This is a genomic window from Streptomyces sp. NBC_01390, from assembly GCF_045040105.1.
Classification (GTDB): Bacteria; Actinomycetota; Actinomycetes; order Streptomycetales; family Streptomycetaceae; genus Streptomyces.
In genome coordinates, this window is record NZ_CP109551.1 from 10,490,786 (window position 1) to 10,511,818 (window position 21,033).

The following is a 21,033-nucleotide window of genomic DNA, read 5'->3' on the forward strand; positions in this document are numbered from 1 at the left end:
TACTACCGGAACTGGGTCCACTACCTCGCGCCCCCTGGCCTGCGCAGCGCTACCGCTCAAGTAGCATCCGCTGCAACTCCCGAGCCGCCCGAGGCGGAGCCACATCACTGCGATGGGCGAGCGCGATTGCCCGGAACAGCCCGGGCCGGGCAAGAGGCGTGACCCTGAGCCCCCGCCCCGACCGGCCGGCCACCATGCGCGGTACGACGGCCACGCCCAGCCCCGCCCGCACAAAACCCAGCACCGCGTCCATCTCCCCGCCCTCCACCGCGAACTCCGGCTCGAACCCGGCGGAGCGACACGCCGCCACGGTCAGCTCGCGCAGGTCGTAGCCGTGCCGGAACATCACCAGGCGCTCGCCCTCCAGGTCGGCGACACGGACGGTCCGCCGGCCCCGGCCGGGTGCGGGCGCGTCCGGGGACGACACCACCACCAGGTCCTCGCGCAGGACCTCCAGCGTGGTGAGCGCCGGGGACGGGGTCGGCAGCGGGAGGACGACCAGGGCCAGGTCCAGGGCACCGCGCGCCAGCTCCCGTACGAGATCGTGCGAGCCGCCCTCCTCGATCAGCAGCCGGATGCCGGGATAGCGGTCGTGGAAGGCGCGCAGCACGTCCGGCAGCAGACCCGTGCACAGGCTCGGCGTCGCGCCCAGCCGGATCCGGCCGGACCGGAGCTGGACCAGTTCCTGCACCTCGTGCCGGGCCGTGTCCGCGTCGGCCAGGATGCGCCGGGCGAGCGGGAGGAGCGCCTCGCCGGCGTCCGTGAGGGTGATGTTGCCGCGCGCTCTCAGGAACAGCTCGGCCCCCAACTCCCGTTCCAGCGACTTGATCTGCTGGGAGAGCGACGGCTGCGCCACATGGACGAGATCCGCGGCCCGGGTGAAGTGCCGCGTCTCGGCGACCGCCACGAAGTACTGGAGCTGCTGGAACTGCATGGGTTCAGGATAGGCCCTGCATAGGCTGTGGCTATGGAAACGAGCCGGACCATGTCTTGGACCGATCGGGGGCGTGCGGCCTAGCGTCTGACCCATGGCTCTGGCAACGCGGACGGACCGACGGCCGTCCATGGCACGCACCGTGTGGGACAGCTCCGTCGGCAAGAAGACCGTGATGGCCGTGAGCGGCCTGATCATGCTGCTGTATCTCGTCGTCCACATGATCGGCAACCTGAAGATCTTCTTCGGGCCCGGCGAGTTCAACCACTACGCCCACTGGTTGCGCACGGTCGGCGAGCCCTTCATGCACTACGAGTGGACGCTCTGGCTCGTGCGCGTCGCGCTCGTGGTGGCAGTCGTCGCCCACGCCACCTCCGCCTACCAGCTCAGCCGCCGCGACCTGAGGGCCCGCCCCAGCAAGTACGTGCACAGGAAGGCGCGGGCGAGCTACGCGACACGCACCATGCGCTGGGGCGGGATCATCCTCGGCCTGTTCATCGTCTGGCACGTCCTCGACCTGACCACTGGCACCGTCCACTCCGGCGGCTTCCAGCCGGGCCACCCCTACCAGAACGTCGTCGACACCTTCTCCACCTGGTACGGCAACGTCATCTACATCGTCGCGATGCTCGCCCTCGGCCTGCACATCCGGCACGGCTTCTGGAGCGCCGCCCAGACGCTCGGCGTCGGCAGCCGCACCCGCGACCGCGCCCTCAAAACCGTCGCCAACGTTCTCGCGCTGCTGCTCACGGCCGGCTTCCTCGCCGTACCCGTGGGCGTCATGACCGGAGTGGTGAGCTGAAATGACGTCCGAATACACCGAGTTCACGACCGGTGAGCCCCTCGTCGACCACAAAGCGCCCGCCGGCCCCGTGGGCGAGCGCTGGGACAGGCGCCGTTTCGAGGCCAAGCTGGTCAACCCCGCCAACCGCCGCAAGCACACCGTCATCGTCGTCGGCACCGGGCTGGCCGGAGGCTCCGCGGGTGCCACGCTCGCCGAACAGGGCTACCACGTCGTCCAGTTCTGCTACCAGGACTCCCCGCGCCGCGCCCACTCGATCGCCGCCCAAGGTGGCATCAACGCGGCGAAGAACTACCGCAACGACGGCGACTCCGTCCACCGGCTGTTCTACGACACCGTCAAGGGCGGCGACTTCAGGGCCCGCGAGTCCAACGTGCACCGGCTGGCGCAGATCTCCGTCGAGATCATCGACCAGTGCGTCGCCCAGGGCGTGCCCTTCGCGCGTGAGTACGGCGGACTGCTCGACACCCGCTCCTTCGGCGGGGTCCAGGTCTCCCGGACCTTCTACGCCCGCGGCCAGACCGGACAGCAACTGCTGCTCGGCGCCTACCAGGCACTGAGCCGGCAGATCGCCGCCGGGAACATCGAGATGCACGCCCGCACAGAGATGCTCGACCTGATCGTCGTCGACGGGCGGGCCCGGGGGATCGTCGCCCGGGATTTGATCACCGGGGAGATCTCCAGCCACTTCGCGGACGCGGTCGTCCTCGCCTCCGGCGGCTACGGCAACGTCTTCTACCTGTCCACGAACGCCATGAACTCCAACGCCACCGCCGTCTGGCGGGCGCACCGGCGCGGCGCCCACTTCGCCAACCCCTGCTTCACCCAGATCCATCCGACCTGTATTCCGCGCACCGGCGACCACCAGTCCAAGCTCACCCTGATGAGCGAGTCGCTGCGCAACGACGGCCGCATCTGGGTGCCGAAGGCCAAGGGGGACCGGCGGCCCGCGAACGAGATCCCCGAGGACGAACGCGACTACTACCTGGAGCGGATCTACCCCTCCTTCGGCAACCTGGTACCGCGTGACATCGCCTCCCGCGCCGCCAAGAACGTGTGCGACGAGGGCAGGGGAGTGGGCCCCGGCGGCCAGGGTGTCTACCTCGACTTCGCCGACGCCGTCCGGCGGATGGGACGAAAAGCGGTCGAGGAGAAGTACGGCAACCTCTTCGACATGTACGCGCGGATCACCGCCGAGGATCCCTACACGGTCCCCATGCGGATCTACCCCGCCGTGCACTACACGATGGGCGGACTCTGGGTCGACTACGACCTCCAGACCACCGTCCCCGGCCTGTTCGCGATCGGCGAGGCCAACTTCTCCGACCACGGCGCGAACCGGCTCGGCGCCTCCGCGCTGATGCAGGGCCTCGCGGACGGCTACTTCGTCCTCCCGGCCACCATCAACGACTACCTGGCCCGCAACCCCGGCCAGGACCCCGTCGACGCCGAACACCCCGTCGTACAGGAGGTGTTGGCCGAGACCGAGGACCGGCTGAACCTCCTGCTGGCCGTCGACGGCGACCGCACCCCCGACTCCTTCCACCGTGAACTCGGCGAACTGATGTGGGAGCTGTGCGGAATGGCCCGCAGCGACAGCGGGCTGCGCAAGGCACTGAGCCGAATCCCGCAGATCCGGGAGGAGTTCTGGCGGCGCATCAAGGTCCCGGGCACCGGCGCGGAGTTCAACCAGTCGCTGGAGAAGGCCAACCGCGTCGTCGACTACCTGGAACTCGCCGAGCTGATGTGCCTCGACGCCCTGCACCGCGCCGAGTCCTGCGGCGGCCACTTCCGCGAGGAGTCCCAGACCCCGGACGGCGAGGCGGAGCGCAGGGACGACGAGTTCTCGTACGCCGCCGCCTGGGAGTTCACCGGGACGGGCACGGCTCCCGTCCTGCACAAGGAAGTCCTTGTCTTCGAGTACGTCCACCCCACCCAGCGGAGCTACGCATGAAGCTCACCCTGCGCGTCTGGCGCCAGCGCAACGCCGACGCCGACGGCGCCATGTCCACGTACGAGGTGGACGGCATCTCGGCCGACATGTCCTTCCTGGAGATGCTCGACACCCTCAACGAGGAACTCATCCTCAAGGGCGACGACCCGGTCGCCTTCGACCACGACTGCCGCGAGGGCATCTGCGGCGCCTGCTCCCTCGTCATCAACGGCGACGCGCACGGGCCCGAGCGCACCACCACCTGCCAGCTCCACATGCGGTCCTTCACCGACGGCGACACCATCGACGTCGAACCGTGGCGCGCCGCCGCCTTCCCCGTGGTGAAGGATCTCGTCGTGGACCGGTCCGCCTTCGACCGGATCATCCAGGCCGGCGGCTACGTCACCGCCCCGACCGGCGCCGCCCCCGAGGCCCACGCCACCCCCGTACCGAAACCGGACGCCGACTTCGCCTTCGAACACGCCGAGTGCATCGGCTGCGGCGCCTGCGTGGCCGCCTGCCCGAACGGCGCGGCCATGCTCTTCACCTCCGCCAAGGTCAACCACCTGAACGTGCTGCCGCAGGGGGCGCCCGAGCGCGAGACCCGGGTGCTCGACATGGTCGCCCAGATGGACGAGGAGGGCTTCGGCGGCTGCACGCTCGCCGGGGAGTGCGCCACCGCCTGCCCGAAGGGCATCCCCCTCGTCTCCATCACCGGGATGAACAAGGAGTGGCTGCGAGCTGCTCGGAGAGAGGCGAGCCGATAGGGCCGTTGTCGGGTGCGCGTCCGTCGTGGCTGGTCGCGCAGTTCCCCGCGCCCCTATCGGGGGCTCCAGTGACCGTTCGCCGACAAGGGTGCGACGGGGCGGGACCGGGAGTGGTGCTCATTGCCGGTCCCGCCAGGCACCCCTGGCATTCAACAAGCCCACACCCGCTCTCCCTTCGAGAGTCACGCGCAGGACAGCCGAGGTCGGCAGAACTGATACGGCCGGACGTAACGGGACCGGCCAGCTCACCCCTCGCCGTCCCCGGCCCGTGACCAGGAGAGAGCCATGACCGGCGTTTCCACCATCGAACGTCCCCCGCTCCCCGCCACACCCACCCGCTACACCGTCACCCTCGCCCGCGACGAGGACGACGTACGAGCCGCACAGCGGCTGCGCCACGACGTCTTCGCCGGTGAGCTCGGCGCCCTGCTGTCCTCCCCGCAGCCCGGCCTCGACATCGACCCCTTCGACGCCTACTGCGACCACCTGCTGGTCCGCGACACCCTCACCGGCCAGGTCGTCGGCACCTACCGACTGCTGCCCCCGGAACGGGCGGCCATCGCCGGACGCCTGTACTCCGAGGGCGAGTTCGACATCTCCCCGCTCGACGCGATCCGCCCCGGGCTCGTCGAGGTCGGCCGCTCCTGCGTCCACCCCGACCACCGCGACGGCGCGGTCATCGGCCTCATCTGGGCCGGAATCGCCCGCTACATGGTCGACCGCGGCCACGACTGGCTGGCCGGCTGCTGCTCCATCCCGCTCTCCGACGGTGGCACCGTCGCCGCCGGCACCTGGGACCGCGTCCAGGCCAAGAACCTGGCCCCGGAGGAGTACCGGGTACGGCCGCTGCTGCCCTGGTCCGCCGAGGGTGTGACCCGTCCCGCCGGCCGCACCGAACTGCCTCCGCTCCTGCGCGGCTACGTCCGCCTCGGCGCCTGGGTCTGCGGGGAGCCCGCCCACGACCCGGACTTCGGGGTCGCCGACCTGTACGTACTGCTGTCGATGCGCCGGATCAACCAGCGCTATCTGCGGCACTTCCTCTCCCTCGTCCCGGCCTGATGAGCGTCTGGCTGCCCAGCGCGCCCTGCACCCCGAGGACGTGCGTGGAGACGGAGGGTTCCACGACGGCCCCACCCCTGGCCGTGCTGCGACTGGTGACCGTCCTGGTCGTCCTGCTCGCGGGGATCGTGCTGTGCCCGCTCGGCAGGCTGATCCCTGCCGGGTGGGTGCGGCGCTGGGCCTGCACCATCGTGCGGGCCGCGGGCGTCCGGCTCCGGGTGACCGGCCCCACCCCGCCCACCGGGGGCGTGCTGCTGGTCGCCAACCACATCTCCTGGCTGGACATCCCGTTGCTGGCCGCCGTACGGCCGGCCAGGATGCTCGCCAAGGCCGAGATCCGGCACTGGCCGGTGGCGGGCGCGCTCACCGCGACCAGCGGTGCGCTGTTCATCGAGCGCGACCGGCTGCGGGCGCTGCCGCAGACCGTCGCGAAGATCGCCGACGCACTGCGCGAGGGCACGGCGGTCGTCGCCTTCCCCGAGGGCAGCACCTGGTGCGGCAAGGCGCAGGGACACTTCCGCCGGGCGGTGTTCCAGGCCGCGCTGGACGCGGGCGTGCCCGTCCAGCCGGTGCATCTGCACTACCGGCTCGCCGGGGGAGCGGCCAGTACGGCGCCCGCCTTCGTCGGTGAGGACTCGCTGCTCACGTCGGTGTGGCGGGTGGTGTCGGCGCGTGGGCTGGTCGCGGAGGTCGGGGTACGGGACGCCATAGCGCCGGGCAGCCACCCGGACCGGCGGGCTCTGGCCCGAGCGGCCCAGCTGCCGCTGGGGCAGCATCCGGTTGCGGGCGGGTGCGGGCTCGCTGTGGCTGGTCGCGCAGTTCCCCGCGCCCCTGTGAAGGAGAGACTGGCTGCGCCGTCACTCCTTCACAGGGGCGGTCAGCCGGCTCGGAACAGGCCGGCCAGCCTCTGGTAGGAGTCCAGCAGGGCTGTCCGGTCGTATGTGCTGGTCGTGACCAGAACCTCCTGTGCGCCCGTCTCCTTCACCACCGTCTCCAGTTCGTGGGCCACCTCGTCCGCCGTTCCGGCGAGCTGGCCCACGAGGCCGGACTCGTAGAAGCCGCGCTCCTTGGCGGTCATCGTGCGGGACTCGACCCGGTCGGCGGGCGGCAGCGGCGGGAAGGTGCCGTGCGTGCGGGAGTACGCCATCGACCAGGCCTCCGGGACGAGGATCCGCCGGGCCTCCTCGGTCGTGGCGGCCACCGCGACCGTGCCCGAGATGACGACGTAGGGCTCGCTCGCCCAGGCCGAGGGCCGGAAACCGGCACGGTAGGTGTCGATGCCGCGCAGCATCCGCTCACGGGAACGCAGGTCCCCGATGACCATGGGCAGGCCCGCCCGGGCGGCGATCGAGGCGCCCTCGCCCATGGCGAGCACGAAGGGCGGAACCGCGATCGCCCCGGAGGGACTGGTCGCGGGACGGGCGTGCACCCCGGTCGGTGAGGTGCCGCCGAACCAGCCGAGCAGCTCGTCGAGCTGGGCCGAGAAGTCCTCGGCCACCTCCTTGTCACGGCCCAGCGCCCGGCGCACCCCGTCGGTGAAGCCCACCGAGCGGCCGAGCCCCATGTCGATCCGGCCCGGGAACAGGGACTCCAGGACCCCGAACTGCTCGGCCACGACCAGGGGTTGGTGATTGGGCAGCATGACGCCGCCGGTGCCGACCCGGATCGTACGGGTCGCCGCCGCCACGGCCGCCGCCAGCACGGTCGGCGCGGAACCGGCGACCCCGGGCACGCCGTGGTGCTCGGAGACCCAGAACCGGTGGAAGCCGAGCCGTTCCGCCTCCCGGGCCAGTGCCACCGTGTCCCGCAGGGCCTCGGCGTCCGGGCGCCCTTCCCGCGTACGGGACCGGTCGAGCACGGAGAACCGGGTCGCGGACAGCACCGCGCCCGGACCCGGTCGCTGCGGCTGCTCCGGTTGATCTGCTGGGTTCGGCATAACGGCTCCGGACGTCCTCGGGTGTGTCCGTGTCAGCGATCTCCCGGACGCCCGTATTCCTCGCGACTCCCCGGGCACCTGTGGAAGGGTGCAGAACATGTCGACTACACCGGACGGCCGTCCCATACCTCCCGCGAACGCCGACGAACGCGCCATGCTGAGCGCCTGGCTGGACTTCCACCGCGCCACGCTCGCCCTCAAGTGCAAGGGCCTCGACGACCGGCAGTCACGCCTGGCCTCGGCGGCGCCCTCGGAGATGACCCTGCTCGGGCTCGTCCAGCACCTGGCCGAGGTCGAACGGAACTGGTTCCAGCGGGTGTTCGCGGGCCTGGACGTGCCCGCCGTCTACGCGGAGGGCAAGGGCGACGGTTTCACCCTCGTCCCCGGGCGCGGGCTCGACGAGGCGCTGACCGTCTGGCGGGCGGAGGTCGCACGCGGCCGGGAACTGGTCGCCGCCGCGCACTCACTGGACGAGTCCGGGCAGCTGTCGGAGGCGGAGGCGGCCCTGGCCGGTACCCAGGGGCTCTCGCTGCGCTGGATCATGGTCCACATGATCGAGGAGTACGCCCGCCACAACGGCCACGCCGACCTCCTGCGCGAACTCGTCGACGGGGCCACCGGGGCCTGAGCCCCCACAGAGGTATCAACACCACCGATCAGCAAGGGGATTCAACGTGTCTGCGCCACGCCTTCGGGCGACTCCGCTGCCGGGCATCGGGGTTCAGTACGACCTCGTCACGCGCGAGCAACGCCATCTGTCGGTGGTCGCCCACCGCGACGGCGGCCGTACCGTGAGCCTGTACCGGGACGACGATCCGGACTCGTGCGCCCAGTCGTTGCGGCTGACCGCGCCCGAGGCCGCCTCGCTGATCGACGCGCTGAGTCCCTCGCACCACAGCTCCAGCCTGCTGTCCACCACACCGCTGGGTCTGGTGGCGGAACGGGTGGAGGTGGCCGCGGGCTCGCGCTGGAACGGGCGGGTGCTCGGGGAGACCCGGATGCGAACGGAGACCGGGGCGTCCGTCGTCGCCGTCTTGCGCCGCGCCGAGGCGATCCCCTCCCCGACGCCCGACTTCCGGCTGGCGGGCGGGGACGTCATCATCGTGATCGGTACCCGCGAGGGCGTCGACGCCGCCGCGGCGATACTCGGACGGGAGTGACACCACCATGCACTCCCAGGTCCTGCTGATCGAGTTCGGCGCCGTCATCCTGGCCCTCGGGCTGCTAGGCCGGATGGCCGCCCGGTTCAGTTTCTCCCCGATACCTCTCTATCTGCTCGCCGGTCTCGCCTTCGGCAAAGGCGGCCTCCTGCCGCTCGGCGCGAGCGAGGAGTTCATCGCCACCGGCGCCGAGATCGGCGTCATCCTGCTGCTGTTGATGCTCGGCCTCGAGTACACGGCCAGCGATCTCGTCTCCAACCTCAAGTCCCACTACCCGTCCGGCCTGGTGGACTTCACCCTGAACGCGCTGCCCGGCGCCGCCGCCGCGCTGCTGCTCGGCTGGGGCCCGGTCGCCGCCGTCGTGCTGGCCGGGGTCACCTGGATCTCCTCCTCCGGTGTCATTGCCAAGGTGCTGGGCGACCTGGGCCGGGTCGGCAACCGTGAAACCCCGGTGATCCTCAGCATCCTGGTCCTGGAGGACCTGGCGATGGCGGTCTATCTGCCCATCGTCACCGCGCTGGTGGCCGGTGTCTCGCTCGCCGCCGGCAGTGTGACCCTGGCGATCGCGCTGGGGGCGGCCGGTCTGGTGCTGTTCGTGGCTGTCCGGTTCGGCCGGGTCATCTCCCGCTTCGTCTCCAGCGACGACCCCGAGAAACTCCTGCTGGTCGTCCTCGGCCTGACCATCCTCGTCGCGGGCATCGCCCAGGAACTCCAGGTGTCCGCCGCCGTGGGGGCGTTCCTCGTCGGGATCGCCCTGTCGGGGGAGGTCGCGGAGGGCGCGCACACCCTGCTCAGTCCGCTCAGGGATCTGTTCGCGGCCATCTTCTTCGTCTTCTTCGGGCTGCACACCGACCCGGCGAGCATCCCGCCCGTGCTGCTGCCGGCCCTCGCCCTGGCCGTCGTCACGGCGGGCACGAAGATCGCCACCGGCTACTGGGCGGCCCGCCGTGCCGGAATCTCGGTCAAGGGCCGCTGGCGGGCGGGCGGTGCGCTGGTGGCCCGCGGCGAGTTCTCCATCGTCATCGCGGGCCTCGCGGTCACCGCCGGCGTCGAGTCCGATCTCGGCCCGCTGGCGACGGCGTACGTCCTGATCCTGGTCGTCCTGGGCCCGCTCACCGCCCGCTGGACCGAGCCCCTGGCGGCTCGGGCCCGCGTATGGCGAGCCGGTCGGGCCCGCCCCGAGACCCCGGCCACGGCGCCGACGGACGAGACGGTGCAGCCCACGACGGTCGGCGACTGACGAGCGGGGCGAACCGGCACGGGGGACCTCGTTCGTCCCGGGGCTCAGGACGCCTGCGGCGGGAGGGCCCGCACCAGCCCCGACTGGTAGGCGATGACGACCAGTTGGGCCCGGTCGCGGGCGCCCAGCTTCGTCATCGCGCGGTGCACATGGGTGCGGACGGTCAGCGGACTGACGTACAGCTTCTCCGCGATCTCGTCGTTCGACCCGCCCTCGGCCGCCAGACACATCACCTCCCGTTCCCGGGTGGTGAGCGCGGCGAGCGCCTCCGGGGTCGCCAACCGGGTCCCCGGCGTGGGGGAGTTGAGGAAGGTGGTGATGAGGGCGCGGGTGGCGTTGGGGGAGAGAAGGGAATCGCCGGAGGCCACCGTGCGGATGCCGGAGAGCAGCGCCTCGGCGGTGACGTCCTTGCCGAGGAAGCCGCTGGCGCCCGCCCGCAGTGCCTGGGCCACGTACTCGTCCGTCTCGAACGTCGTCAGGATCAGCACCCGCGTTGCCGACAGCTCCGGGTCGGCGCAGATCGTGGTGGTGGCGGCCAGACCGTCGGTGCCCGGCATGCGGATGTCCATGAGGACCACGTCGGGAAGGTGGGTGCGGGTCAGCTCCACCGCCTCCCGGCCGTCGGTGGCCTCGCCGAGCACCGTCATGTCGGCCTCGGAGTCGATCAGGATCCGGAACGTCGCCCGGAGCAGGGCCTGGTCGTCGGCGAGCAGGACGCGAATGGTCATGGGGTGCGCTCTTCTTCTTCCGAGGGCTGGGGATACAGGGGCAGCGCCGTGGAGACCTCGAAACCGCCCTCCGGACGGAGTCCTGCCGCCAGGTCGCCGCCGACGGAGTGGGCGCGCTCCCGCATCCCGATGAGGCCGAAGCCGGGTGCCGCCTCGGACACGACCTCGGACACGACAGGACCGGTGGGGCCCGTGCCGGTGGTGTTGTTGGTGACCGTGATCGTCAGCCGGTCCGCCGAGTACGCGAGCCGCACATGGGCTGTCGCTCCGACGGCGTGCTTGGTGATGTTGGTGAGCGCCTCCTGCACGATCCGGAACGCCGTCAGGTCCACCCCCGGGGACAGCGGGCGCTCCCGGCCCGTGGTGGTGAGGGTGACCCCGATCCCGGCCGACTGGACCGTGTCGATCAGCTCAGGGAGCCGGGAGAGCCCGGGGGCCGGTTCCAGCGGGGCGTCGACGTCGTCGGCGTGGCGCAGCAGACCGACGGTGGCCTTGAGCTCGCGCAGCGCAGAGGAGGTGGTGCCGGTGAGGTCGTTGAGCATCCTGCGGGTCTGCTCGGGGTTGCTGTGGGCGAGATGCGCGGCGGTCGTCGCCTGGGCGTTGGCCAGGGCCAGATGATGGGCGACGACGTCGTGCAGCTCCCGGGCGATACGCATCCGCTCCTCGGTGACCCGGTGGCGGGCCTCCTCCTCCCGGGTCCGCTCGGCGTGCTCGGCGCGGGCGTGCACGGCGTCGAGATAGGCGCGGCGCATGCGTCGCGCGGTGCCGGTGGCGACCGGGAGGAGTACGTAGGCGACGGGGGCGACCGTCGTGAGGACGACCGGGTGGTCGACCGGGTCGAGGAGTGCGTCCGTGGCCACCAGCAGGACGATCATGCCGAGGCAGTAGAAGCGGGTCGTCCGCCGGTCGGTGAGGATGGCCAGCCAGTAGATCGCGACCATGGCGGGCGCCAGGGTCAGCACGGTGAGCAGATAGCCGAGCGCGCTCGCGGTCATGGCGCAGATCGTGGTCACCGCGACGGCCGTACGAGGACGGCTGCGGCTCAGCAGCACACCCGCGCACGCGGTGACGGCGATGACCGCGGCGGGCCACAGATCCTCCCGCAGGGTCGCCCCGGGCAGGGTGAGCCGGGCGCCGACCATGAAGAGAACGAACAACGTCACCACCGTCCCCGTGTCGACGACACGGGGATGACGCGCGATGTAACGCTCGACGCTGGTGCTCATCGGTTCTCTCCGGTCAAAGGGTGTGGACCCATCGTCCACGAAAGCGGGTCACGACGTCCGGCGAGGGCCGCCCGTGTGTCCAGCACGGGCGACCCCCAGGGCGTACGGCTGAAAGTCAGACCTGGACCGCCTCCCGGTCTGCCGTTCCGTCCGCCCCGTCCTCGGGTGTGGCCGCCCGGTGGGCGAGCGCCTCGCCCTCCACGTCGACCTTGGGAAGCACCTTGTCCAGCCGGCCCGGTATCCACCAGGCAGCCCTGCCGAGCAGCGCCAGCACGGCGGGGACGAGCGCCATCCGGACGACGAAGGCGTCGAACAGCACGGCCACCGCCAGTCCGAAGCCGATCATCTTGATCATGGACTCGCCGGCCCCGATGAACCCGGAGAAGACGGCGATCATGATCAGCGCGGCGGCGGCGACGACCCGCGCGCTGTACCGGAAGCCGGTGACGACCGCCTGCGCGGGCCCGTCCCCGTGGACGTACGCCTCCCGCATCCGGGCGACCAGGAACACCTCGTAGTCCATCGCGAGGCCGAAGACGATGCCCACCAGGAAGATCGGCATCATGCTCATGATCGGACCGGTGGTATCCACCCCCAGCAACTCCGCGCCCCAGCCCCACTGGAACACCGCGATCACGGAACCGAGCGCCGCCAGGACGGAGAGCAGGAAGCCGAGGGCCGCCTTGATCGGCACGAGGATCGACCGGAAGACCAGCAGGAGCAGCACGATCGCCAGACCCACGACCACGATCAGGTACGGGACCAGCGCGTCCTGCATCTTCTGGGCGACGTCGATGTTCGCCGCGGTGGTGCCGGTGACGCTGAACTCCGCGTCCGTGCCGGCCACCGTGGCCGACCGCTCGGACCGGATGCTCTTCACGAGGTCCTGCGTCTTGGTGCTGGTCGGCGCGTCGGCCGGCACGGCGGAGAAGATCGCCGTGTCGCCGGCGGGGTTGAAGCGGGCCTGCGAGACGGACACGACCCCCTTCGTGTCGGCGATCCGCTGGGAGATCGTCGCGACCGCGCCCTTGGTGTCTGCGGCCCCCTTGGCGTCCACGACGATGGTCAGGGGGCCGTTGAAACCGGGGCCGAAGGCCGTCGCGAGGTCGTCGTAGGCGCGGCGCTCGGTGGTGGAGGTCGGCTTGGCCTCGTCGCCGGACGTGCCGAGCTGGAGGTCCATCACGGGTATCGCGAGGGCGCCGAGACCGGCCACCGAGGCGATCAGCACCGGGATCGGACGGCGCAGCACGAACCGGGCCCAGCGGGTGCCGCCGTTGTGCTCGACGGCTGCCTTGACCTGCCCCGACTTCCGGGCGGAGCGCGAGAGGAGGGCGTTCGGCCAGAAGCCCACCAGGGCCGGGACCAGGGTCAGGGCGACGAGCACCCCGATGCCGACAGCGCCGGCTGCGGCGAGTCCCATCTTGGTGAGCATCGGCACGCCGACCACCATGAGCCCGGCCAGCGCGATGACGACGGTGAGACCGGCGAAGACGACCGCCGATCCGGCGGTGCCGGTCGCGAGCGCCGCCGCCTCCTGCGGGCCGTGCCCCTTGCCGCGCTCCTCCCGGTACCGGGAGACGATGAACACCGCGTAGTCGATTCCGCAGGCCAGGCCCAGCATGCTGGCGAGCGTCCCGGTCGTCGAGGACAGGCCGAGCGCGCTGCTCAGCGCCAGGATCGACGCCATGCTGACGCCCACCCCGATGACCGCGGTCAGCAGCGGCAGCCCGGCGGCGGCCAGCGAGCCGAAGGTGACGATCAGGACGAGGGCCGCGATGGCGATACCGATCGCCTCGGCCGCGCCGCCCGCCGAGGGCGTGGTCGCCAGCGCCGTACCGCCGACCTCCACGGTCAGCCCCGAGCCCTGCGCCTCCTTGATGGCGTCCCTGAGGTGGTCCTTGGTGGCGTCGGTGAGATCGTCGGCCTTCGCCGTGTAGTTGACGGTGGCGTACGCCGTCGAGGCGTCCTCGCTGACCGCCCGCGCCTGGAAGGGGTCGGCGGCGGACGCGACCTGCGTACCGTCGGCCACCTCGCCCACGAACTTCTCGATCGCCGCCCTGTTCTCGGTGGCGGTGACCTTCTCGCCGCCCGGCGCCACGAACACCACCCGGGCGTTCGCGCCGTGCGCGTTGGAGCCGGGGAACCGCTGGTCCATCAGGTCGAAGGCCTTCTGGGACTCGATCCCCGGCATCGAGTTGTCCGCGTCGGGGGCGGCGGGCGCGGTCGCGGCACCGGCACCGACGGCTGCCAGCACCGCCACCCACATCAGGGCGACGTACCAGCGCCGCCGGAAGGCAAGTCGGCCCAGCTTGTACAGGAAGGTGGCCACGAGGGGGAGGTCTCCACATCATCGGATCTCGGGTACCCGACAAGGTTCCCGGGACCGACCCCCTCCCGTCGTCGTGCGCCTGCCGACAATCGCGACTACTGAGAACGCAGTAGAGGCGCCCCCACCCGTCCTCCGCGCGCAGGACGGGCGGTACCCCTCAGGTAGGGGTACCGCCCGCCGCGCTCGCGAGACGTACGGGGATCAGGACACGTACGACGCGCCCTGCGCCGTGCTGACCACCGTGTCGGCCGCCGCCTGTGTGAGCAGCCCCGCCGAAACCCAGGCCGCCGTGGTCGACCGGACCCGCGTCACCAGCGCCGCCTTGTTCGCGAAGGGAGCCCCCGCCCAGATCTCGTCGAGGAGCGTGGTGCCGTCGGTCTTCGCCGGATTGGCGACCCCCGAGTCGACGGTCCCGAACACCACCGTCGGCTCGGCGCGCCGGACGTAGGCGTGCGTCGGGTCCTCGGTCCCCTCGGAGAACGGGGCGAACTCGGTGCCGTTCAGCGTGTAGTGCAGCGGCTTGCCGCTCACCGGGGTGAGGGAGGGCAGCAGGTCGCCCGAGAGCGCCGCGTTGAGGTACAGCCCGACGGACAGATAGCTGGTGCTCGAACTCCGTGCGACCAGGTTCACCGGCCCGTAGAACAGGGTCTGCAGCGACGGGTCGTCGAGCGCCTTCTCGACCCGCAGCCGGAACGGCACGCTGATCCGTACGACATCCCCGCTCTGCCAGGTCCGCGACACCGCGAAGTAGCTCCCGGCGACCGGGGTCCCGCTCACCGCCTGCCCGTTGACGGTCACCTGGAACCCGGCCGTCGCCCAGACCGGCACCCGCAGCCGCAGCGAGAAGGCCGCGCTGCCGCCCCCGATCGTGAGCGTCGTGCCCTGCTCCTGCGGATAGTTGGTGGTCTGGGTGACCGTGACGCCCTTCTCGGCCCAGGTCAGGGTCGAGGGGCTGTACAGGTTGACGTACAGGGAGGTGCCGTCGGCCGCCTTGAAGTACACCGAGTCCTGGTACTTCGTGGCGCTCTCCATGCCGGTGCCCTCGCAGCAGGTGGTGCCCTGCTTGGGCGTGTAGTCGCGCACATGGCCGGGGTTGAGTCCGATGAAGTACGTGACGAGCGGCTTCTCGGCGTCGGCCTTGTCCTGCTTGGAGCCGAGCACCTGGTTGTACAGCGCCCGCTCGTAGTAGTCCATGTACTTCGGGTCCTGCTCGTGGAAGAACAGTGTCCGGCTCAGCTTGAGCAGGTTGTACGCGCAGCAGGTCTCGGCGTTGGTGTCGCTGACTGTCCCGGCGATCACCCCGCGCGCCTTCCAGAACTCGCCCGTGCTGGTGCCGCCGATCCCGTACATGCGCTGCGGGATGACCATGCCCCAGAAGTTCTTCGCGGCGGTCAGATAGCGCGCCTCGCCCGTCGCGTCGTACAGCCGGACATAGCCGGTGAAGATCGGGATGTGCTGGTTGGCGTGCAGGCCGTTCAGCGTGTCGGTGTTCGCCGCGCACGCGTCGATGAGCGAGTCCAGGTCGAACAGCTTGGCCAGGGCGAGGTGTTCGGCCTTGCCGGTGATCGTGTACAGGTCGACGATCGCCTCGACGATGCCGCCGAACTCACCGCTGGAGAAGATGCCCCACATCCGCTGCAGGGTGGCGTCGGGCAGCTTGGACAGGCGGGAGTACATCCAGTCGCACATGCCCGACGCGAGGTCGAGTGCGCGGGCGTCGTCCGTCGCGAGGTAGGCGTCCAGCAGCCCCTTGAGGACCTTGTGCGCCGTGTAGTAGGGCGCCCAGATCTTGGTGTAGTCGGAGCTTGTCGCCGACTCCAGTGCGATGAACTGCGTCTCCGGGTAGGCGGCGAGGAAGCCCGGGTGGCTCGGGCCGCCCCAGGTGCGGCGCAGGGTGGCGGTCAGCCCGCGCCCGGAGGCGTCGCCGAACGTGCCGCCGGTGGTCGCGGAGAAGTAGTACGAGGCGAGGTTGCCGAGCCCGGCGGCGGAGTTCTTGGCCTCGTTGCTCTGCATCGAGGTGATCTCGGCCTGCGTCAGGGCGCGCGAGTAGACGTTGAACTCGTCGAAGGCGCCCGCGTAGACGGGGTCGCCGGAGTAGTTCGAGCGGCCCAGCCAGTTGTTCGTCAGAGTGCCCAGGACGGACGGGTTGACGGTCATCGCAGTGTTCGTGGCCACGGCGGTGCCGTTGACGTAGAGAGTGCCCGTGGTGCCCGAGATGGTCACCGCGAGGTGGCTCCACTGGTTCAGCGGCAGCGCGGCGGTGCCGTTGAGGCCCTGTTCGCCGCCGGCGCCGTTGGTGGTGATGGCGAAGCGCGGCACGCCGCTCCCGTTGCGGGAGGCCAGGTACATGTACCGGGTGGTGTCGTTGCCGAAGTCGAAGACACGCTGCCAGTTGGCGTCGTGCGTGGGCTTCACCCAGGCCGACAGGGTGATCGCCGCGGCCCCGCCCAGCACGGCCGCCGGGAGATCCACGTACTGGTTGGAGCCCCGGACGTTCTCGTGCGCGCCGCCCCACTTCCCGGTGACGGTGAGCATGTGCGGGTCGGTGCGCAGCGCCGCGCGTACGTCGGTCAGCGCACCGACCATGGTGGCGATCTTGTCGGCGTAGGCCTGGTCCCCGGTGCTCGCGTACGCCTGCGACAGCATGCTCAGGAAGTGCCCGGTGTAGTGGCCGCGCAGGTTGCCGTTGGCCTCGCCGTCCAGGCCCTCCCAGCCGCCCGGGGCGACCGCGCCGCCGGTGGCGAGGCCCGCGTTGGCGCGGAAGACCTGGAGCAGCCGGTTCACGTCGTAGCCGCGTCCGTGGTCCAGCATCAGCTGGCGCTTGCTCGCGAAGACGCCCTGGCCGAGCGCGACGTCCTTCAGCTCGAAGGGGCGGAGCGTCCAGGCGGACGGCGCGGGCAGGGCCGCGGCCGCCGCCCGGCCGGATCCGGCGTAGGCGAACGCGGGTGCGGCGGCGGCCAGTATCGCGTTCTGGAGCAGAAACCGTCTCGACAGATGGGGGGTCACAGGTGCCTCGTCTCTGAGGTGGCTGACGTGTCCGACGTGTCTGATCCGGGCTCTACTCGGCGTAGTACGTCGCGTCCTGCTGGTCCAGTGAGGTGCTGAGCGGCTGGAGCTGGAGGAGGCCGTTGTAGTGCCGGATGTAACGGCCCGGGAAGTTGTACGACTCGAAGGACACCCCGGCCGCGTCGGCGAGGCCCGCCCGCCGGGTGAAGGAGGCGTCGGCCAGGAAGGTGGCGGTGCCGTCGTTCTTCTCGACCCACAGCTCGTAGTTCTTGTGCCGGAGGTAGTAGCCGGGGAAGTTCGCCGACTCCAGCGAGACGGTCCCGGAGCCGGTCAGCCCGGTGACGAACCGGAACTGCGAGTCGGCGAGGTTGGTGACGTTCGCCTCGATCTTCGCCCGGTACTCCCAGTGCCGGATGTACCGGTCCGGGTAGTTGAACGACGAGAGGCGGACCGGGGTGACACCGTCGGAGACCGGGATGCCGAAGTTCGGGGTGCCGTCCGCGTTCCAGTACAGCTTCTGGTAACGGGTGCGCCGGTTGGGGTCGTTGAGCGGATCGCCGCTGATGTCCTTGTAGTCGCGGTCGTGATAGACGAGGACGTCGGACGTGCCGTCCTCGGAGACGGTGAAGGTGTTGTGGCCCGGCCCGTACTGCCCCGTCGAGGCGTTGCTCGTGAACACCGGCTGCGAACTCTTCGTCCAGGAGGCCGGGTTGAGCAGATCGGCGGAGGCGGACGCGGTCAGCAGACCCAGGCAGTAGTTGGCGTCGGTGGCGCTCGCCGAGTAGGCCAGGAAGACCTTCCCGTTCCGCTGGATGACGGAGGGGCCCTCGTTCACCGTGTGCCCGATGATCTCCCAGGACAGCGTGGGCCGGGAGATCATCGCCGGAGTGCCGCTGATGGTCCAGGGGTTGGACATCTTCGCGAGGTAGATGTTGGTGCCGTCACCGACGGCCGGGTCGTTCTGCGCCCAGCTCAGATAGCGGGTGCCGTTCACCACGAAGGTGGTCGCGTCGAGCGAGAAGGTGTCCAAGGGCAGCGCGATACGGCCCTTCTCCGTCCACGTCCCGGTGATCGGGTTGGCGGACGAGGACTCCAGGACCCACGGGCGGATCTTCCAGATGTCGTTCGAGGCGCCGGCCGCGAAGTAGATGTACCACTTGCCGTCGATGAAGTGGATCTCCGGAGCCCAGATGTGGGCGCCCATGTCACCGCTGGCGTGCTTGGTCCAGATGGTCGTCTCGGCGGCGGTCGCCAGACCCTGCAGCGTGGTCGCGCGGCGCAGCACGATCCTGTCGTACGCGGGGACCGTGGCGGTGAAGTAGTAGTAGCCGTCGGTGTGCTTGTAGATGTGCGGGTCGGCGCGCTGCGCGGCGATCGGGTTGGTGAAGGTGACGGCCGACGAGGCCGGGACGGCGGCGAACGCGGGGGTACCGACGACGGCCGGCACGGTCACGGCGACGACCAGTGCCGTACAGGCCTTCAGGAGCGTGCGTCTGCTGGTCGCGTCATTGCGGCTGCGGTCCACGGCGAGTCTCCTTCAGCGGCCTGTTCCCGGGCCGACATTGTTCGATATATGGAACGACGTACGGAGGTTCGACCGAAAGATAGGTAAGGGGCGGGAGTGAGTCAATGTTTCCGACAGATCAAATTCCGGTTGACTCCTCACGCCCCTTTGGAGATCACCTAGAAACGGGCGCCGATGTTCGTTCCCGCGCGCGGAACCAGGAAGTCGGGCGCGGCGGGCAGTGAACCGTCCGCGCGCCGCCCGGCCGTGATCGCCGCCGGGTCGGTGCTCAGCACCGAGGCGGCGTTCCAAGTGCCGCCCAGGTCCCAGGAGTTGCCGGTGGAGACGGTGGCGGAGCCAAGGGCGACGGCGCGTCCGTCGGCGAGCGACAGATCGGCGGTGAGGGCGGCGTGTCCCCCGGAGACGTCGAAGTCGAAGCCGGTGCCCGCATTCCCGTACGCGGTACTGCGGTTGACGCCGAGAGCGCCCGGGTTGCCGTTGTCCGTGAAGCCGTGCGCCGCGTTCCGATACGCCGCCGTGTTGCGCAGGACATGCGCCACGGCGGGCGCCGGAGAGCCGCCGCCCAGCTTGAATCCGTTGCCGTCGCCCGCGAAGTCGGGGAAGTTCCAGCGGTTGAAGCCGTTGCCGTACGTGATCGTGTTCTCGATCGTGATCGGCGAGGTGAACTTCCAGGCGTCGAAGCCGTCGTCGACGTTGTTCCACAGCCGCGCGCCCCGCACCAGGTTGCCGGTCCCGGTGCCTTCCTTGACGGCCAGCCCGTCCGCGCTCTCACCGTTCTTGCGGGGGTCGCGGTTGCCGTAACTGTCCAGGTCCAGGATCTGGTTGTTGGCGGAGGCGCCCTGGAGCTGGAATCCGGACTCGTAGTTGTCGTGAGTGACGAGCCGGGCGAAGACGTTGTTGTTGCAGCCGTCGCAGTAGACGCCGTACGGCCCGTTCACGATCTCCAGCCCCGAGATCCGCCAGTAGGAGGCCTCCTGGTGGATCGCACCGCGCTCGGCACGCGGGATGCTGCCCCCGACCGGCGTGTGACTGGCGGGCAGCCGCTCGCCGTCGACCACGACCCGCTCGCCCGGGTAGGCGCCCAGGGTGATGGGCTGGGAGGCGGTGCCGGAGGTGGCGATGGTGATGTTGTCGGTGAGGGCGTAGGTGCCCCCGCGCACGGTGATCGTGTCGCCCGGTTTCGCCAGGTCGACGGCCCGCTGGATGGTCTTCAGGGGGCGCGCGGACGTGCCCGGCGCCGAGTCGTCGCCGCCTGTCGCCACGACGAGGGTCGTCGCGGCGGACGCTCCTGTGGCGGCTCCCACCAGCATCCCCGCTGTCATTAACGCGGTGCCCAGGACCGCCGTTCCCGTCCGGATCGCTGCGTTGCGCATGTACGGCTCCTGCCTCTGCCTCGGCTGTTGTCGCCAAGGAGTGGCCGCCGAGGCGGTGGAGGTTGCCGGGTCCGGCCGACTGGCTAGGGTCGGTGACCGTGACGCACAACAGCAGCCCGAGGCAGAGCAGCCCGAAGAACAGCGGCCCGAGAAACGGCCGACCGCTCGCCGTGTTCGACCTCGACAACACGCTCGCGGACACCACGCACCGACAGCGGTACCTGGAGCGCAAACCGCGTGACTGGGACGCGTTCTTCGCCGCCGCGCCGCACGATCCGCCGCTCACCGAGGGCGTCGCGCTGGCCCTGGAGAGCGCGCGGGACTGCGAGGTCGTCTACCTCACCGGCCGGCCCGAGCGCTGCCGCCGGGACACGCTCGCCTGGCTCGCCGCGCACGGACTGCCCGAGGGCCGGCTCTGGATGCGGCGCAACGACGACCGCAGGCCCGCCCGCGGCACCAAACTGGAGACTCTGCGCCGGCTGGCCCAGAGCCGCGAGATCCGCGTCCTGGTGGACGACGACGAACTCGTCTGCCAGGACGCGGAACGCGCGGGCTTCAGCGTCGTACGGGCCCGCTGGACGGCCGAGTCGGGCGCGCTGAAGGAGGCGCAGGAGACCGAGGGCCGGACCTGAGTCGGCCGACCCGTACGGCTACTCGCCGTCCTCCAGCCGGAAACCGACCTTCAGGCCGACCTGGTAGTGCTCGACCTGCCCGTCCACGATCTGGCCCCTGACCTGCGTGATCTCGAACCAGTCCAGGTTGCGCAGGGTCTGCGAGGCCCGGCTGATGCCGTTGCGGACGGCCTGGTCGACGCCTTCGTGCGAGGTGCCGACGATCTCGGTGACCCGATAGGTGTGGTTCGACATGCGGGTGCTCCTCTTCGCGGTGCTGAACCTGCTGGACTGGCGGTGCTGGACGTCCAGGGCTGGACGAACCGGCCGCGGTGGATCCTGCCGGCGGCGTTCCACGTTCCACCGTGCCCCATGTGGCGGTGGTTCGCGAGGTGTCGTCGCCG

General features: G+C 70.6%; 18 protein-coding genes. 9 read left to right on the forward strand and 9 right to left on the reverse strand.

The window, feature by feature from the left end; all coding sequences use genetic code 11:
• Window positions 1-49 precede the first annotated feature (49 nt).
• On the reverse strand, window positions 50-934 hold the full coding sequence (locus OG241_RS46820) for a LysR family transcriptional regulator (RefSeq protein WP_405824847.1): 885 nt from the start codon (window positions 932-934) through the stop codon (window positions 50-52).
• A 130-nt stretch (window positions 935-1,064) separates the two neighbouring features.
• Here OG241_RS46820 and OG241_RS46825 point away from each other — a divergent pair, with 130 nt between their 5' ends.
• The 5 genes from OG241_RS46825 (at window position 1,065) to OG241_RS46845 (ending at window position 6,409) form a co-directional block, all read left to right on the forward strand.
• Window positions 1,065-1,736, forward strand: a complete 672-nt coding sequence (locus tag OG241_RS46825) for a succinate dehydrogenase (protein WP_405826819.1) — start codon at window positions 1,065-1,067, stop codon at window positions 1,734-1,736.
• A 1-nt stretch (window position 1,737) separates the two neighbouring features.
• Window positions 1,738-3,690 (forward strand): fumarate reductase/succinate dehydrogenase flavoprotein subunit, encoded by a 1,953-nt coding sequence (locus OG241_RS46830; protein ID WP_405824849.1) that lies wholly within the window; start codon window positions 1,738-1,740, stop codon window positions 3,688-3,690.
• The gene (locus OG241_RS46835; protein ID WP_405824851.1) at window positions 3,687-4,436 is read left to right on the forward strand and encodes a succinate dehydrogenase/fumarate reductase iron-sulfur subunit; all 750 of its coding nucleotides are present in this window, start codon (window positions 3,687-3,689) and stop codon (window positions 4,434-4,436) included. The genes OG241_RS46830 and OG241_RS46835 overlap by 4 nt, the downstream gene beginning before the upstream one ends.
• A 285-nt stretch (window positions 4,437-4,721) precedes the next feature.
• Complete coding sequence (locus OG241_RS46840; protein WP_405824853.1) at window positions 4,722-5,495, forward strand: GNAT family N-acetyltransferase; 774 nt, start codon at window positions 4,722-4,724, stop codon at window positions 5,493-5,495.
• Entirely contained in the window at window positions 5,495-6,409 is a 915-nt protein-coding gene (locus OG241_RS46845) for a lysophospholipid acyltransferase family protein (protein WP_405824854.1), read from the forward strand. The genes OG241_RS46840 and OG241_RS46845 overlap by 1 nt, the downstream gene beginning before the upstream one ends.
• Here OG241_RS46845 and OG241_RS46850 read toward each other — a convergent pair.
• Window positions 6,373-7,431 (reverse strand): LLM class flavin-dependent oxidoreductase, encoded by a 1,059-nt coding sequence (locus OG241_RS46850; protein ID WP_405824856.1) that lies wholly within the window; start codon window positions 7,429-7,431, stop codon window positions 6,373-6,375. The two genes, OG241_RS46845 and OG241_RS46850, sit on opposite strands and share 37 nt — an antisense overlap.
• A 97-nt stretch (window positions 7,432-7,528) precedes the next feature.
• Between OG241_RS46850 and OG241_RS46855 the strand changes: the two genes are divergently transcribed.
• Genes OG241_RS46855 through OG241_RS46865 form a run of 3 tightly spaced genes read left to right on the forward strand, consistent with a single transcriptional unit; the run spans window position 7,529 to window position 9,831 of the window.
• Window positions 7,529-8,059: a DinB family protein gene (locus tag OG241_RS46855; RefSeq protein ID WP_405824857.1), complete on the forward strand. Its 531-nt coding sequence runs from the start codon at window positions 7,529-7,531 to the stop codon at window positions 8,057-8,059.
• 46 nt (window positions 8,060-8,105) lie between these two features.
• Window positions 8,106-8,591, forward strand: coding sequence for a cation:proton antiporter regulatory subunit (locus tag OG241_RS46860; RefSeq protein ID WP_405824858.1), 486 nt, complete (start codon window positions 8,106-8,108; stop codon window positions 8,589-8,591).
• A gap of 7 nt (window positions 8,592-8,598) precedes the next feature.
• Window positions 8,599-9,831, forward strand: coding sequence for a cation:proton antiporter (locus tag OG241_RS46865; protein WP_405824860.1), 1,233 nt, complete (start codon window positions 8,599-8,601; stop codon window positions 9,829-9,831).
• A gap of 44 nt (window positions 9,832-9,875) precedes the next feature.
• Here OG241_RS46865 and OG241_RS46870 read toward each other — a convergent pair whose 3' ends face one another.
• The 6 genes from OG241_RS46870 to OG241_RS46895 form a co-directional block, all read right to left on the reverse strand.
• Entirely contained in the window at window positions 9,876-10,559 is a 684-nt protein-coding gene (locus OG241_RS46870) for a response regulator (RefSeq protein WP_405824862.1), read from the reverse strand.
• Window positions 10,556-11,785, reverse strand: a complete 1,230-nt coding sequence (locus OG241_RS46875) for a sensor histidine kinase (RefSeq protein ID WP_405824863.1) — start codon at window positions 11,783-11,785, stop codon at window positions 10,556-10,558. Before OG241_RS46875 ends, OG241_RS46870 begins: the two co-directional genes overlap by 4 nt.
• 115 nt (window positions 11,786-11,900) lie before the next feature.
• Window positions 11,901-14,114, reverse strand: a complete 2,214-nt coding sequence (locus OG241_RS46880) for an MMPL family transporter (protein WP_405824865.1) — start codon at window positions 14,112-14,114, stop codon at window positions 11,901-11,903.
• A 201-nt stretch (window positions 14,115-14,315) separates the two neighbouring features.
• Window positions 14,316-17,120, reverse strand: a complete 2,805-nt coding sequence (locus tag OG241_RS46885; RefSeq protein ID WP_405824867.1) for a beta-L-arabinofuranosidase domain-containing protein — start codon at window positions 17,118-17,120, stop codon at window positions 14,316-14,318.
• Between the two features lie 52 nt (window positions 17,121-17,172).
• On the reverse strand, window positions 17,173-18,603 hold the full coding sequence (locus OG241_RS46890; protein ID WP_405826821.1) for a family 43 glycosylhydrolase: 1,431 nt from the start codon (window positions 18,601-18,603) through the stop codon (window positions 17,173-17,175).
• Window positions 18,604-18,803: 200 nt separating this feature from the next.
• The gene (locus tag OG241_RS46895; protein WP_405824869.1) at window positions 18,804-20,018 is read right to left on the reverse strand and encodes a right-handed parallel beta-helix repeat-containing protein; all 1,215 of its coding nucleotides are present in this window, start codon (window positions 20,016-20,018) and stop codon (window positions 18,804-18,806) included.
• Between the two features lie 98 nt (window positions 20,019-20,116).
• Here OG241_RS46895 and OG241_RS46900 point away from each other — a divergent pair, with 98 nt between their 5' ends.
• On the forward strand, window positions 20,117-20,650 hold the full coding sequence (locus tag OG241_RS46900) for a hypothetical protein (protein ID WP_405824871.1): 534 nt from the start codon (window positions 20,117-20,119) through the stop codon (window positions 20,648-20,650).
• Between the two features lie 18 nt (window positions 20,651-20,668).
• On the opposite strand, the gene OG241_RS46905 is transcribed toward OG241_RS46900, so the two are convergent.
• Window positions 20,669-20,884: a dodecin gene (locus tag OG241_RS46905; RefSeq protein ID WP_006379393.1), complete on the reverse strand. Its 216-nt coding sequence runs from the start codon at window positions 20,882-20,884 to the stop codon at window positions 20,669-20,671.
• Between the last annotated feature and the right edge of the window lie 149 nt (window positions 20,885-21,033).